The organism is Streptococcus oralis, assembly GCF_004127215.1.
In the GTDB taxonomy this organism is placed as follows: Bacteria; Bacillota; Bacilli; order Lactobacillales; family Streptococcaceae; genus Streptococcus; species Streptococcus oralis_BD.
This window is the reverse complement of sequence record NZ_QEWJ01000014.1, coordinates 24,153-36,849: the sequence shown is the minus strand read 5'-3', so window position 1 is coordinate 36,849 and position 12,697 is coordinate 24,153. Positions and strand designations below refer to the sequence as shown.

Genomic DNA, 12,697 nt, shown 5'->3' with positions numbered 1-12,697 from the left:
ATTTATCGCCTGTTTTAGATGGATTTAACAGTGAAATTATTGCTTATCATCTTTCTACTTCGCCCAACTTAGAACAAGTGAAAGTCATGTTGGAACAGGCCTTCACAGAGAAACACTATGAGAATACCATTTTACACAGCGACCAGGGCTGGCAATACCAACACGATTCTTATCATCGATTCCTAGAGAGTAAGGGAATTCAAGCATCTATGTCACGCAAGGGCAACAGCCCAGATAACGGTATGATGGAGTCCTTCTTCGGTATTCTTAAGTCTGAGATGTTTTATGGTTATGAGAAGTCATTTCAGTCGCTTAACCAATTGGAACAAGCTATTGTGGACTACATTGATTACTACAACAATAAACGAATTAAGATAAAACTAAAAGGACTCAGTCCTGTGCAATACAGAACTAAATCCTTCGGATAAATTAATTGTCTAACTTTTTGGGGTCAGTACAAAATTGTTCTAGCTTTTAAAATTTTTTAGTATTTTCTAAACCGTTGGTAACGTTCTTCGAGGAGCTGTTCCAAGGCTAAGCTTTGCAAGCGGTCAAGCTCTGCACGCAATTCATTTTTAACGCGAGCTTGCAGTTCCTTACTGGCGAGTCCGGTTTCTGAGATTACCTTGTCTACGATTCCCATTTCTAGGAGTTCATGTGAAGTGATTTTCATCAACTCTGCTGCTTCCATGGCACGACTCCCATCCTTCCAAAGGATAGAAGCAAAGCCTTCTGGACTGAGTACGGCATAGATTGAGTTCTCTAGCATCCAGACACGGTCAGCTACGGCTAGTGCTAATGCACCTCCAGATCCTCCTTCACCAATAATAATCGCAATGATTGGAACCTTGAGGTCGCTCATTTCCATCAGGTTTCGAGCGATTGCTTCCCCTTGTCCACGTTCCTCAGCCCCAACACCTGGGTAAGCACCCGCCGTATTGATAAAGGTCACAACTGGACGACCAAATTTTTCTGCTTGTTTCATCAAGCGAAGAGCCTTGCGATAGCCTTCTGGATGGGGTTGCCCAAAGTTCCGTTTGAGGTTGTCATGAAGACTCTTCCCCTTTTGGATACCAACAACTGTTACTGCTTGGTCACCTAACCAACCAATTCCACCAATGACCGCACCATCGTCTCTGAAAGAGCGATCTCCATGCAATTCGATAAACTCATCGAAGATGCCATTGGCAAAATCAAGGGCTGTCAATCGACTTTGCTCGCGTGCCTCTCTGACTATTTTTGCAATATTCATCCGCGACTTCCTCCATGCAATCTCACTAATTTAGCAATTGTTTCTGGTAGTTCTCTACGTTTGACAATTGCATCAACAAATCCATGTTCAAGCAAAAATTCTGCTTTTTGGAAATCATCCGGCAAGGTCTCACGGACTGTATTTTCGATGACACGTCTCCCAGCAAAACCTACCAAACTCTGGGGCTCTGCTAGGATAATGTCACCCTCCATGGCAAAGGAAGCGGTCACTCCACCTGTTGTCGGATCCGTCAAAATCGTCAGATAAAAAAGGCCTGCCTTAGAATGGCGTTGAACCGCCGCAGAAATCTTAGCCATTTGCATCAAACTCATGATTCCCTCTTGCATGCGGGCTCCACCAGAAGCTGTGAAGAGTACGACTGGTAAATTTTCTACCGTTGCATACTCAAACAAGCGCGTGATTTTTTCACCCACAACGGTTCCCATAGAAGCCATGATAAAGTTAGAATCCATGATCCCAAGGGCAACTTTTTGCCCCTTGATGCTAGCTGTACCAGTCAATACTGCTTCATCCAAACCTGTCTTTTCACGCATAGTAGCCAGTTTTTTCTGGTAGCCAGGAAAATTCAAGGGATCTTGAGTTTCAATTCCTGTAAACATCTCCACAAAGCTGTCAGAATCAATCGTCAAAGCCAAGCGTTCCTGAGCTGAAATACGGAAAGTATAGCTACAATGTGGACAAATTCGTTCGCTCCCGAGATCCTTTTGGTAAATGGTGTGTTTACAACCAGGACACTGGGAGAAGAGTTCATCTGGAACCTCAGGCTTGGCTTGTGGTGCCTGCCCTACGGAACGGTTGGGATTGATCCGAATATACTTATCCTTTTTACTAAATAGAGCCATAACTCCCCCTTTTAGTTCTCATACTGTTTGAAAGTCTATTCTTTTTCTTGTTATTTTGGCAAGAAAGTTTCCATCAAGAAGGAAGTATCGTAGTCACCAGCGATAACTCGGCGGTCTGAAATCAGATCCAACTGGAAGTCTGCATTGGTTTGCACTCCTTCAATATCAAGTTCATAAAGTGCCCGTTGCATCTTCATAAGAGCATCAAAACGATTCTCCCCGTGAACAATGATTTTAGCAATCATACTATCATAGTAAGGGGGAATGGTATAACCTGGATAAACTGCTGAGTCCACGCGTAAGCCAACTCCACCACTTGGTAGATAGAGATTGGTAATTTTCCCTGGACTTGGAGCAAAGTTAAATGCTGGATTTTCCGCATTGATCCGGCACTCGATAGCATGACCTCGTAGGACGATATCTTCTTGTTTGAAAGGTAAAGGTTGACCGGCAGCAATGCGAATCTGTTCCTTCACGATATCAACACCTGAAACAAACTCTGTGACTGGGTGTTCAACTTGCACACGAGTATTCATTTCCATGAAGTAGAAATTGCCACTCGCTTCATCGAGAAGAAATTCAATCGTCCCTGCATTTTCATAGCCTACAGACTCTGCTGCACGAACGGCTGCAGCACCAATTTCATGACGAAGGGTTTTGCCAATCGCAATGGATGGGCTTTCTTCTAAGACCTTTTGGTTATTCCGTTGGAGTGAACAATCCCGTTCACCAAGATGGACAACATGACCCTCTTGGTCAGCAAGGATTTGAACCTCGATATGGCGAGCTGGATAAATCACACGCTCTAGATACATAGCGCCATTTCCAAAATTGGCCTTGGCTTCACTGGATGCTGTTTCAAAGGCTGCGACCAAGTCTTCTGCCTTTTCAACCTTACGAATCCCTTTTCCACCACCACCTGCCGATGCCTTAAGCATGACTGGATAGCCAATTTTTTCTGCAACTGCAAGGGCCTCTTCAGCTGTGTGAACTTCACCATCAGATCCTGGGATAACTGGAACCCCAGCCTTGATCATTTGCTCACGCGCATTGATCTTATCTCCCATGGTATCCATCACAGCTCCAGAAGGACCGATGAACTTGATTCCCACTTCGTCACACATAGTGGCAAACTTAGAGTTTTCGCTAAGAAAACCAAAACCTGGGTGAATGGCTTCTGCTTCTGTCAAAACTGCTGCAGATAAAATCGCATTGATATTGAGATAAGACTCTGTCGCCTTACCAGGTCCGATACAGATAGCTTCATCCGCTAGGAGTGTGTGAAGAGCTTCCTTATCAGCAGTTGAATAGACTGCTACAGTCGCAATGCCTAATTCACGCGCAGCTCGAATAATGCGAACCGCAATCTCACCACGGTTGGCAATCAAAATTTTACGAAACATGGAGAACCTCCTTAGTTTCCAATTGCAAAGGTAAGAGTACCACTCGCTGCAAGCTTGCCATCCACTTCAGCCTTTGCTTCAACCACAGCAATCGTACCACGACGTTTCACAAATGTAGCCGTCATGACTAATTGATCACCTGGTACAACTTGCTTCTTAAACTTGACCTTGTCCATGCCAGCGTAAAAGACCAGTTTCCCTTTATTTTCAGGTTTGGACAATTCCAAGGCACCAGCAGTCTGGGCCAAGGCTTCCATGATAAGAACACCTGGCATAACTGGGTATTGTGGAAAATGACCATTGAAGAAAGGTTCGTTGATGGTCACATTTTTAAGGGCAACAATGGTATCATCGCTCACTTCCAAGACTCTATCCACTAGGAGCATGGGGTAGCGATGGGGCAAAGCTTCTTTAATTCCTTGAATATCGATCATTTGATACGTACCAATCCTTTACCAAACTCAACCATTTCTTCGTTAGAAACAAGAATTTCAGTCACTACACCATCCTTAGGTGCCGGAATTTCATTCATGACTTTCATGGCTTCGATGATCACCAAAGTCTGGCCTTTCTTGACACTGTCACCAACCGTCACAAAGACAGGTTTGTCTGGTCCAGCAGCCAAGTAAGCCACCCCTACAAGTGGGCTTTCAACGACATCACCCTCTGGAGCAACCGTCGATTCAGCAGGCGCTGGAGCTTCTTCCACTACACTTTCTACTGGGGTTGAAGGAGCAGAAACTACTGGACTTGTAGCTGCCGCAGTTGGTGCTGGAGCAACTGGAGCAGGCGCTTCAGAAGCCATTCTAGCTTCATTCTTACTGAACTGCAACTCATCCGTTTTGTTTTTATAAGAAAATTCTCTCAAACTTGATTGGTCAAATTGAGCCATCAAGTCCTTGATCTCATTTAAATTCATAATTATTTATTCTCCCAACGTTTGAAAGCAAGAACCGCATTGTGTCCACCAAATCCAAAAGTATTTGAAATGGCATAAGGAATTTCTTGCTCCAAGCCTTGTCCATAAACGACATTCGCTTCGATATAGTCTGACAACTCGCTTGTCCCAGCTGTCATTGGTACAAAATTATGACGCATGGCTTCGATGGTAGCGATTGCTTCTACTGCCCCTGCCGCACCAAGCAAGTGTCCTGTAAAGGACTTGGTTGAAGATACAGGTACTTCTTTACCAAGAACAGCTACGATCGCACCACTTTCTCCTTTTTCATTGGCAGGAGTTGAAGTTCCATGGGCATTGACATAGGCCACTTGCTCTGGAGAAATTTCTGCTTCTTCCAAAGCCAGCTTCATAGCCTTAATCGCACCTTGACCTTCTGGATGAGGTGAAGTCATATGGTAAGCATCACAGGTATTTCCATAACCAACAACTTCAGCCAAGATAGTTGCACCACGTTTTTCAGCATGTTCAAGGCTTTCAAGAACCAACATCCCTGAACCTTCTCCCATGACAAAACCATTACGGTCTTTGTCAAATGGAATAGAAGCACGAGTTGGATCTTCTGTAGTTGATAGGGCAGTCAAAGCTTGGAATCCAGCAATGGCAAAAGGAGTAATAGATGATTCTGATCCACCAACTAGCATGACATCTTGGAAACCAAACTTGATAGAGCGGAAGGCATCTCCAATGGCATCATTTGATGAGGCGCAGGCTGTATTAATTGATTTACAGATACCGTTTGCTCCAAAGCGCATAGCAACATTTCCTGAAGCCATATTTGGCAAAGCTTTTGGAAGCGTCATTGGCTTAACGCGTTTTGGACCTTTTTCATGAAGACGGATAACCTGATCTTCGATTTCTTTGATACCTCCAATACCTGAAGCAACGATGACACCAAAACGATCTTTATCGATTGCTTCTACATCAAGATTAGCATGTGTCACTGCTTCTTGAGCTGCATACAAGGCATACAAAGAATAGTTATCAAAACGGTTGGTATCTTTTTTGACAAAGTATTTATCAAATGGGAAATCTTGAATTTCTGCTGCATTGTGTACAGCAAATTCGCTGTGGTCAAATTTAGTAATTTCTCCAATTCCAATTTTCCCAGTTTGCAAACTGTTCCAAAATTCTTCTGGAGTATTTCCGATAGGAGAGGTCAATCCGTAACCTGTTACTACAACTCGATTTAGTTTCATCTGTCTTACCTATATCTTTCCTTATTTTTTACATGCTAAGTCCGCCATCAACAGCGAGAACTTGTCCAGTCAAATAATCTTGTCCAGCCAGGAACACTGTAGCATCTGCGATATGTTCTGCTTGACCGAAATGTTTCATTGGGATTTGGGCCAATGTCGCTTCCTTGACCTTATCAGATAAAACAGCAGTCATATCTGACTCGATCATCCCTGGTGCAAGAGCATTTACGCGCACATTACGATTGGCAACTTCACGTGCTACTGACTTGGTAAAACCAATCAAACCTGCTTTAGAAGCTGCATAGTTGGCTTGTCCGATATTTCCCATCAAACCGACCACACTAGACATGTTGATAATCGCACCTTCACGTGCCTTAATCATCTGTTTCAAGACTGCTTGCGTCATGTTGAAGGCACCTGTCAAGTTGATCTTAATCACTTTTTCAAAGTCTTCTTCAGTCATCTTGAGCATAAGCGTATCTTGAGTAATCCCAGCATTGTTGACCAAGACATCAACAGAACCGAGTTCTGCAATCGCTTGATCTATCATACGCTTGGCATCTGCAAAGTCTGAAACATCACCCGAGATTGGCACTACCTTGACACCGTAGTTTGAAAACTCAGCCAGCAATTCTTCTGGGATTGCTCCGCGACTATTCAAGATTACATTGGCACCCAGTTGAGCAAATTTGTGAGCAATAGCAAGCCCGATACCCCGACTTGAACCTGTAACAAAGATATTTTTATTTTTTAGTTGCATTCTGTTCTCCTGTTTCCTGTTGTATTTGTGGAAGAAGGGATCACTAGTTTCCTAGCAAAGCATCCAAGCTTGCTTGGTCTTCAACGTTAGCTAGCTCAGCTGTTTTATCAATTTTTTTGACAAAGCCTGATAGGACTTTTCCAGGACCAATTTCGATAAAATTGGTCACACCAGCATCCTGCATCACAGCAATACTTTCATAAAAACGAACAGGTTCTTTCACCTGACGCGTCAAAAACTCTTGGATTCGGTCTTTTTCCATGATTGCAGCTTCAGTATTACCTACTAGAGGACAGTTAAAGTCTGAGAAACTAATCCCCTCAAGAGCTCCAGCTAGCTGTTGGCTAGCTGGCTCTAGAAGGGCTGTGTGGAAAGGACCCGACACATTTAGGGGGATCAATCGTTTGGCTCCTGCTTCCTGCAAGAGTTGAACTGCGCGGTCAACTGCAGCCACCTCACCACCGATGACGATTTGACTTGGGGTGTTGTAGTTGGCTGGAGTCACTACTCCAACTTCAGAAGCAGTTTTGCAAGCTTCCTCTATCACATCTACTGGAGTATTGAGAACGGCTACCATTTTACCAGAACCAGCAGGCGCCGCCTCTTCCATATAAGCTCCGCGCTTAGCAACCAAGGCCACTGCCTCTTCAAAGTCCAAGGCACCACTTGCTACAAGAGCAGAATATTCCCCAAGAGACAATCCTGCTACCATATCTGGCTGATAGCCCTTTTCTTTCAATAGACGGTAGATGGCAACCGAGGTCGCTAAAATTGCTGGTTGCGTATAGCGAGTCTGGTTTAACTTGGTTTCTTCCTTATCAATCAAGTCACGAAGGTCATAACCCAAAACCTGACTGGCATGGTCAATGGTTTCCTTGACGATAGGATAGCGATCATAGAGATCACGCCCCATCCCTAGATATTGAGCACCTTGACCCGCAAATAGAAAGGCTGTTTTAGTCATTTCTTACAACTCCTGCCCAACGAGAGGCTTCCTCTTGAATTTTCTTGGCTGCACCATAGTATAGATCTTTTAGAATTTCTTCGACAGTTTCCTCTTTAGAAACCAAACCTGCAATCTGACCTGCCATTACAGATCCACCTTCTACATCTCCATGAACAACGGCTTTAGCAAGAGCACCAGCTCCCATTTGCTCAAAGATTTCTAAGTCTGGATTTTCTTGTTTGAAGGCATCTTTTTCAGCCTGCTCAAAGTCACGTGTCAACTGATTTTTAATGGCACGAACAGCATGACCAAAGTGTTGAGCTGAAATAGTCGTATCGATATCACGTGCTTTTAAGATTTTTTCTTTGTATTTTGGATGGGCGTTAGATTCCTTAGCTACTACGAAACGCGTACCGACTTGAACAGCCTCAGCACCAAGCATAAAGCCTGCAGCGACACCCTCACCGTCTGCAATTCCTCCAGCTGCGATAACTGGAATTGAGACAGCCGCAGCAACTTGGCGGACCAAGGTCATCGTTGTTAATTTCCCAATATGCCCACCGGCTTCCATTCCTTCTGCAATAACTGCATCTGCACCAATTTTTTCCATGCGTTTTGCCAAAGCAACACTTGGAACAACAGGAATAACTGTAATTCCTGCATCATGGAAACGAGTCATGTATTTACTTGGATTTCCAGCACCGGTTGTAACCACCTTAACCCCTTCTTCAATCACGAGATCAACGATGTCTTCTACAAAAGGTGACAAGAGCATGACGTTGACACCGAAAGGCTTATCCGTAAGTGATTTGATTTTATCGATATTAGCCTTTACGACCTCTTTAGGCGCATTACCACCACCGATGATCCCTAGACCACCAGCTTTTGATACTGCACCAGCCAAGTCACCATCAGCAACCCAGGCCATTCCTCCTTGAAAAATAGGATAATCAATGTTCAATAATTCTGTAATACGTGTTTTCATAGTGCCTCCATCATTCCTTGCTTACGTAATAGTTCGATGAGCTTATCGTTTGAGTTTCAAACTATTACCTAAACAAGAGGGAGTGGGTTTCCCCTACTCCTTCTAGTAATATGTTAATTATTTTGTTTGCTCTTCAACGTAGGCAACCAAGTCACCAACTGTTTTCAAGTTATCTTCTGCTTCGATTTGAATATCAAAAGCATCTTCAATTTCAGAGATTACTTGGAACAAATCCAATGAATCTGCATCCAAATCATCAAAAGTAGATTCAAGTGTTACTTCTGATGCATCTTTCCCAAGTTCTTCAACGATAATTTCTTGTACTTTTTCAAATACTGCCATGATAGGACTCCTTTAAAATATAAAAATTTATAACTATGTGTTTACCACATGATTACCTAGATTGTAAGAATGAGTGTGCCCCATGTCAAACCTCCACCGAAGCCTGATAGGAGAATCGTCTGGCTACCATCTAAACGAATCATGCCATTCTCCACACACTCTGAGAGCAAAATCGGGATACTTGCTGCACTGGTATTTCCATACTCCATCATATTGGCGGGAAGCTTGTCTCGGTCTACACCGATTTTCTTAGCCATCTTATCCAAAATGCGGATATTTGCCTGATGAAGCAAGAGATAATCCAATTTCGATGCTGCGATTGGACCATTTTCAATGGTCTCTTTGATTGATTTAGCAACATCTCGATTTGCAAAATCAAAAACTGCTCGTCCATCCATCTTCAGAAAAGCAGGGACTGCTTCTTGATCTGAGAAGGGCGAAGTCAAAGCCGTTTGACCATAGGTCAAACACTCGCTCCGAGAACCATCCGTATAAAGACTTTCCACGAGGAAGTGCCGTGTTTCACTCGCTTCCAAGAGAACCCCACCTGCACCATCTCCAAAGAGAACAGCTGTCGAACGATCCGACCAGTCAACCGCCTTGGATAAGGTCTCAGCCCCGATCACAATCCCTTTCTTGAACTGTCCAGAGCTTAAAAACTTTTCAGCAGTTGAGAGAGCGAATACAAAGCCACTGCAAGCTGCTGTCAAATCAAAGGCGAAAGCTCTATTAGCTCCGATATTGGCCTGAACCCGAGCTGCCGTAGAAGGCATCATCGAGTCTGGAGTAATCGTCGCTACAATGATAAAATCAATCTGCTCAGCCTCTATGCTCCCTTTAGCCAGCAAGTTCTTGGCAACTTCTGTCGCCAAGTCACTTGTGGACTCCGTTTTTGAGATATGTCTCTGTTTAATTCCTGTCCGACTTGAAATCCACTCATCGCTTGTATCCATTATTTGGGCTAAGTCATGATTAGTGACCACTTGCTCTGGTACATAATGAGCAACCTGGCTTATTTTTGCAAAAGCCATTATTTCAAATCCTCCAAAAATTGATAAAGGTTCCTTAAGCCTCTGTCCATGACTTCTTTTTCCTCGGGACTCATGCCATCAATAATTTTTTCGACCATGGCCTTGTGGAAACGTTTATGAAGGCGGTGAACTAGACGACCTTTCTTTGTCAAATGCAGATAAACCACACGACGATCTTGGTCTGAACGAACACGTTCAATATAACCCTTTCTTTCTAGGTTATTCAAGCTCGTCGTAACTGTCCCTAAGGTTACCATCAGTTCTTTGGAAACTTTGCTAGGCGTTGCCTCAGGAAACTTACCAATCACATCAATTGTGTGCATTTCTTTGATGGAGATGTCTTTGAAGCGACTACCTCTCAAGCTAACCTCCTCGATCACAAGGACATTATTAAAAATGGATGTTAAATAATCATTGACTTGTTGGTAATCCAATTCTCATCCCTCCTCTTTAGAAAAAACTTTCACTATCAAAACATTTGATAAAAGAAGTATAACAAACTTCAAAAAATTGTGCAAGTATTTTTTTATTTTCCTGAAAATTTTGGTCTTCTTCTTTCAGAATGCGCTCGAACCCCTTCTTTAAAATCTTCCGTTAAAGATAAAGATTCTTGTAGTTTCAATTCCAAATCGGCATAATTCTGCCAATCCTTAAATTGACTTTCCCAAACTAGCTTCTTAATAGCTGCATAGGAGTTAGCTGAGCCTCGTCTTAATTTCTTCAGAACTTGTTCTCTTGTTTTTTCTAATTTATCAGCTTCACAAACACGGTATACCACGCCCCATTCTAGCGCTTTTTCCGCAGTCAAGGCTTCTCCTGTCATGGCAAGTTGTGCTGCTCGTGTTACCCCGATACTACGACTCAAGAGATGAATTCCACCAGCGTCTGGCGCCAATCCAACTCCAACAAAGGCTTGAATGAATTTTGCCTTATCAGTCGCCAAACAAAAATCAACGGCTACTGCCATATTTGCCGCAGCACCAGCAACTGCTCCATCTACCTCCATCAAAACGGGTTTAGGAATTTGCTTGATTTTAAAAGAAATTGTATTGACTAATTCTGCAATCTTATTCAAAGAAGGAATGTCATCCTCATCCACTGCTCGTTTCATCTCAACCAAGTCTCCCCCAACTGAAAAGACTTTCCCATTAGCGTTTATCAAGATAAACTGAACAGCTTGATCCTGCTCTGCTAGGGTCAAAGCTTCTAAAATCTCCTCACACATTGGGATATGGAAACCATTTGCCACTTCGGGACGATTCAAAGTAATGATAGCAAGATCATCTACAATCTGATATAAGATATGATTCATAGCTTCTCCTTTTCTTTTGTAAGGCAATGAAATTATTTTATCTTCAAAGTATATCTTTTTTTGGATAAAGAGGCAAGAAAAAACTAAGGGAAAGTGTCTCAGCTGATTATTTTACCATCGTTTATGAATGTGAGTGAAAGTTGGCCACTTATTTTTAAACTGTTGTATCTTTTCAGAACAAATTAACATTTACTTCTATTGTAATAGGAAGATATTTTCTTCATTGAAAAATGCCCCTCTTTCTGCTATAATCGTATAAAATACTTACTTGAGGAGTCCTTATGAAGGTTGTAAAATTTGGTGGAAGCTCTCTTGCCTCTGCTGGTCAGTTAGAAAAAGTTTTAAACATCGTCAAAAGTGATAAAGAACGCCGTTTTGTAGTCGTTTCCGCACCGGGTAAACGCAATGCTGAGGATACCAAGGTAACTGATGCCTTGATTAAATACTATCGTGACTATGTAGCGGGAAATGATATCAGCGTTAGTCAAAGCTGGATTATCGACCGCTATGCGGCTATGGTGAGCGAACTAGGCTTAAAACCAACTGTTTTAGAAAAAATTTCTAAAAGCATCCGTGCCTTAGCGACTCTTCCTATTGAGGAAAATGACTTTCTCTATGACACCTTCCTAGCGGCTGGAGAAAACAACAATGCCAAATTGATTGCAGCCTACTTTAACCAAAACGGTATCGATGCACGCTATGTTCACCCAAGAGAAGCTGGAATTGTTGTCACAAGTGAACCAGGAAACGCACGTATCATTCCATCTAGTTATGACAAGATTGAAGGCTTGGCTGATAGCAACGAAGTCCTTGTCATCCCAGGTTTCTTTGGTGTGACTAAGGAAAATCAAATCTGTACCTTCTCACGAGGAGGATCAGACATTACGGGTTCTATCATTGCTGCAGGTGTCAAGGCTGACCTCTATGAAAACTTTACCGACGTGGATGGGATTTTTGCCGCCCACCCTGGTATCATTCACCAACCCCACTCTATCCCAGAGTTGACCTACCGCGAAATGCGTGAGTTGGCCTATGCAGGATTCTCAGTCCTTCATGACGAAGCTCTTCTACCTGCCTATCGTGGAAAAATCCCTCTGGTTATCAAGAATACCAACAATCCTGACCACCCAGGAACGCGCATTGTTTTGGAACACAGTAATGATAAATTCCCAGTAGTAGGGATTGCTGGTGACTCAGGATTCGTCAGCATCAACATGTCAAAATACCTCATGAACCGAGAAGTTGGGTTTGGTCGCAAGGTTCTACAAATCCTTGAGGATCTCAATATCGGTTGGGAACATATGCCTACAGGTATCGATGATCTTTCGATCATTCTCCGTTCTCGTGAATTGACTCCTATCAAGGAAGAAGAAATTCTACGTCAGTTAGTTCAAAAGGCTGAGGTAGACCATGCTGAAATCGAACACGATCTTTCTATCATTATGATTGTTGGCGAAAAGATGAAGAGTCATATCGGAGTAACTGCTACTGCAACACGTGCTCTATCTGAAAACAAAATCAACATCCAGATGATGTCCCAAGGTTCAAGTGAAGTTTCCATCATGTTTGTTGTCAATAAAGAGCAAGAGAAGGCCGCTATTAAAGCTCTCTACAATGCCTTTTTTGGAGAAAGTAAGGAAGACTAA

At 42.9% G+C, this 12,697-nt stretch carries 15 protein-coding genes; 2 read left to right on the top strand and 13 right to left on the bottom strand.

The window, feature by feature from the left end; all coding sequences use genetic code 11:
* A partial coding sequence (locus tag DF216_RS09505) for an IS3 family transposase (RefSeq protein WP_129326695.1) occupies positions 1-428 on the top strand: 428 nt, incomplete at its 5' end.
* Positions 429-484: 56 nt separating this feature from the next.
* Here the strand turns inward: DF216_RS09505 and DF216_RS09500 are convergent.
* The 13 genes from DF216_RS09500 to DF216_RS09440 all read right to left on the bottom strand — a co-directional run bounded on the left by DF216_RS09500 (position 485) and on the right by DF216_RS09440 (position 11,051).
* On the bottom strand, positions 485-1,252 hold the full coding sequence (locus DF216_RS09500; protein WP_129326694.1) for an acetyl-CoA carboxylase carboxyl transferase subunit alpha: 768 nt from the start codon (positions 1,250-1,252) through the stop codon (positions 485-487).
* Entirely contained in the window at positions 1,249-2,115 is an 867-nt protein-coding gene (gene accD, locus DF216_RS09495) for an acetyl-CoA carboxylase, carboxyltransferase subunit beta (RefSeq protein ID WP_129326693.1), read from the bottom strand. The genes DF216_RS09500 and accD overlap by 4 nt, the downstream gene beginning before the upstream one ends.
* A 50-nt stretch (positions 2,116-2,165) precedes the next feature.
* A complete protein-coding gene (gene accC, locus DF216_RS09490) occupies positions 2,166-3,518 on the bottom strand; it encodes an acetyl-CoA carboxylase biotin carboxylase subunit (protein ID WP_129326692.1) in 1,353 nt (450 codons plus the stop codon).
* An 11-nt stretch (positions 3,519-3,529) separates the two neighbouring features.
* Positions 3,530-3,952, bottom strand: coding sequence for a 3-hydroxyacyl-ACP dehydratase FabZ (gene fabZ, locus DF216_RS09485; RefSeq protein ID WP_129326691.1), 423 nt, complete (start codon positions 3,950-3,952; stop codon positions 3,530-3,532).
* Positions 3,949-4,437 (bottom strand): acetyl-CoA carboxylase biotin carboxyl carrier protein, encoded by a 489-nt coding sequence (gene accB, locus DF216_RS09480; RefSeq protein ID WP_129326690.1) that lies wholly within the window; start codon positions 4,435-4,437, stop codon positions 3,949-3,951. Before accB ends, fabZ begins: the two co-directional genes overlap by 4 nt.
* A 2-nt stretch (positions 4,438-4,439) precedes the next feature.
* Positions 4,440-5,675 (bottom strand): beta-ketoacyl-ACP synthase II, encoded by a 1,236-nt coding sequence (gene fabF / locus DF216_RS09475; RefSeq protein WP_129326689.1) that lies wholly within the window; start codon positions 5,673-5,675, stop codon positions 4,440-4,442.
* Positions 5,676-5,703: 28 nt separating this feature from the next.
* A complete protein-coding gene (fabG, locus tag DF216_RS09470) occupies positions 5,704-6,435 on the bottom strand; it encodes a 3-oxoacyl-[acyl-carrier-protein] reductase (RefSeq protein ID WP_129326688.1) in 732 nt (243 codons plus the stop codon).
* Positions 6,436-6,478: 43 nt separating this feature from the next.
* The gene (fabD, locus tag DF216_RS09465; protein WP_129326687.1) at positions 6,479-7,399 is read right to left on the bottom strand and encodes an ACP S-malonyltransferase; all 921 of its coding nucleotides are present in this window, start codon (positions 7,397-7,399) and stop codon (positions 6,479-6,481) included.
* Positions 7,392-8,366, bottom strand: a complete 975-nt coding sequence (fabK, locus tag DF216_RS09460) for an enoyl-[acyl-carrier-protein] reductase FabK (protein WP_129326686.1) — start codon at positions 8,364-8,366, stop codon at positions 7,392-7,394. The genes fabD and fabK overlap by 8 nt, the downstream gene beginning before the upstream one ends.
* Positions 8,367-8,483: 117 nt before the next feature.
* Complete coding sequence (locus tag DF216_RS09455; RefSeq protein ID WP_000257840.1) at positions 8,484-8,708, bottom strand: acyl carrier protein; 225 nt, start codon at positions 8,706-8,708, stop codon at positions 8,484-8,486.
* A 56-nt stretch (positions 8,709-8,764) separates the two neighbouring features.
* A complete protein-coding gene (locus tag DF216_RS09450) occupies positions 8,765-9,739 on the bottom strand; it encodes a beta-ketoacyl-ACP synthase III (protein ID WP_129326685.1) in 975 nt (324 codons plus the stop codon).
* On the bottom strand, positions 9,739-10,173 hold the full coding sequence (gene fabT / locus DF216_RS09445) for a fatty acid biosynthesis transcriptional regulator FabT (RefSeq protein WP_061454076.1): 435 nt from the start codon (positions 10,171-10,173) through the stop codon (positions 9,739-9,741). Before fabT ends, DF216_RS09450 begins: the two co-directional genes overlap by 1 nt.
* A 92-nt stretch (positions 10,174-10,265) precedes the next feature.
* Positions 10,266-11,051, bottom strand: coding sequence for an enoyl-CoA hydratase (locus DF216_RS09440; RefSeq protein WP_084971792.1), 786 nt, complete (start codon positions 11,049-11,051; stop codon positions 10,266-10,268).
* A gap of 281 nt (positions 11,052-11,332) precedes the next feature.
* Between DF216_RS09440 and DF216_RS09435 the strand changes: the two genes are divergently transcribed.
* Positions 11,333-12,697, top strand: coding sequence for an aspartate kinase (locus tag DF216_RS09435; protein ID WP_129326684.1), 1,365 nt, complete (start codon positions 11,333-11,335; stop codon positions 12,695-12,697).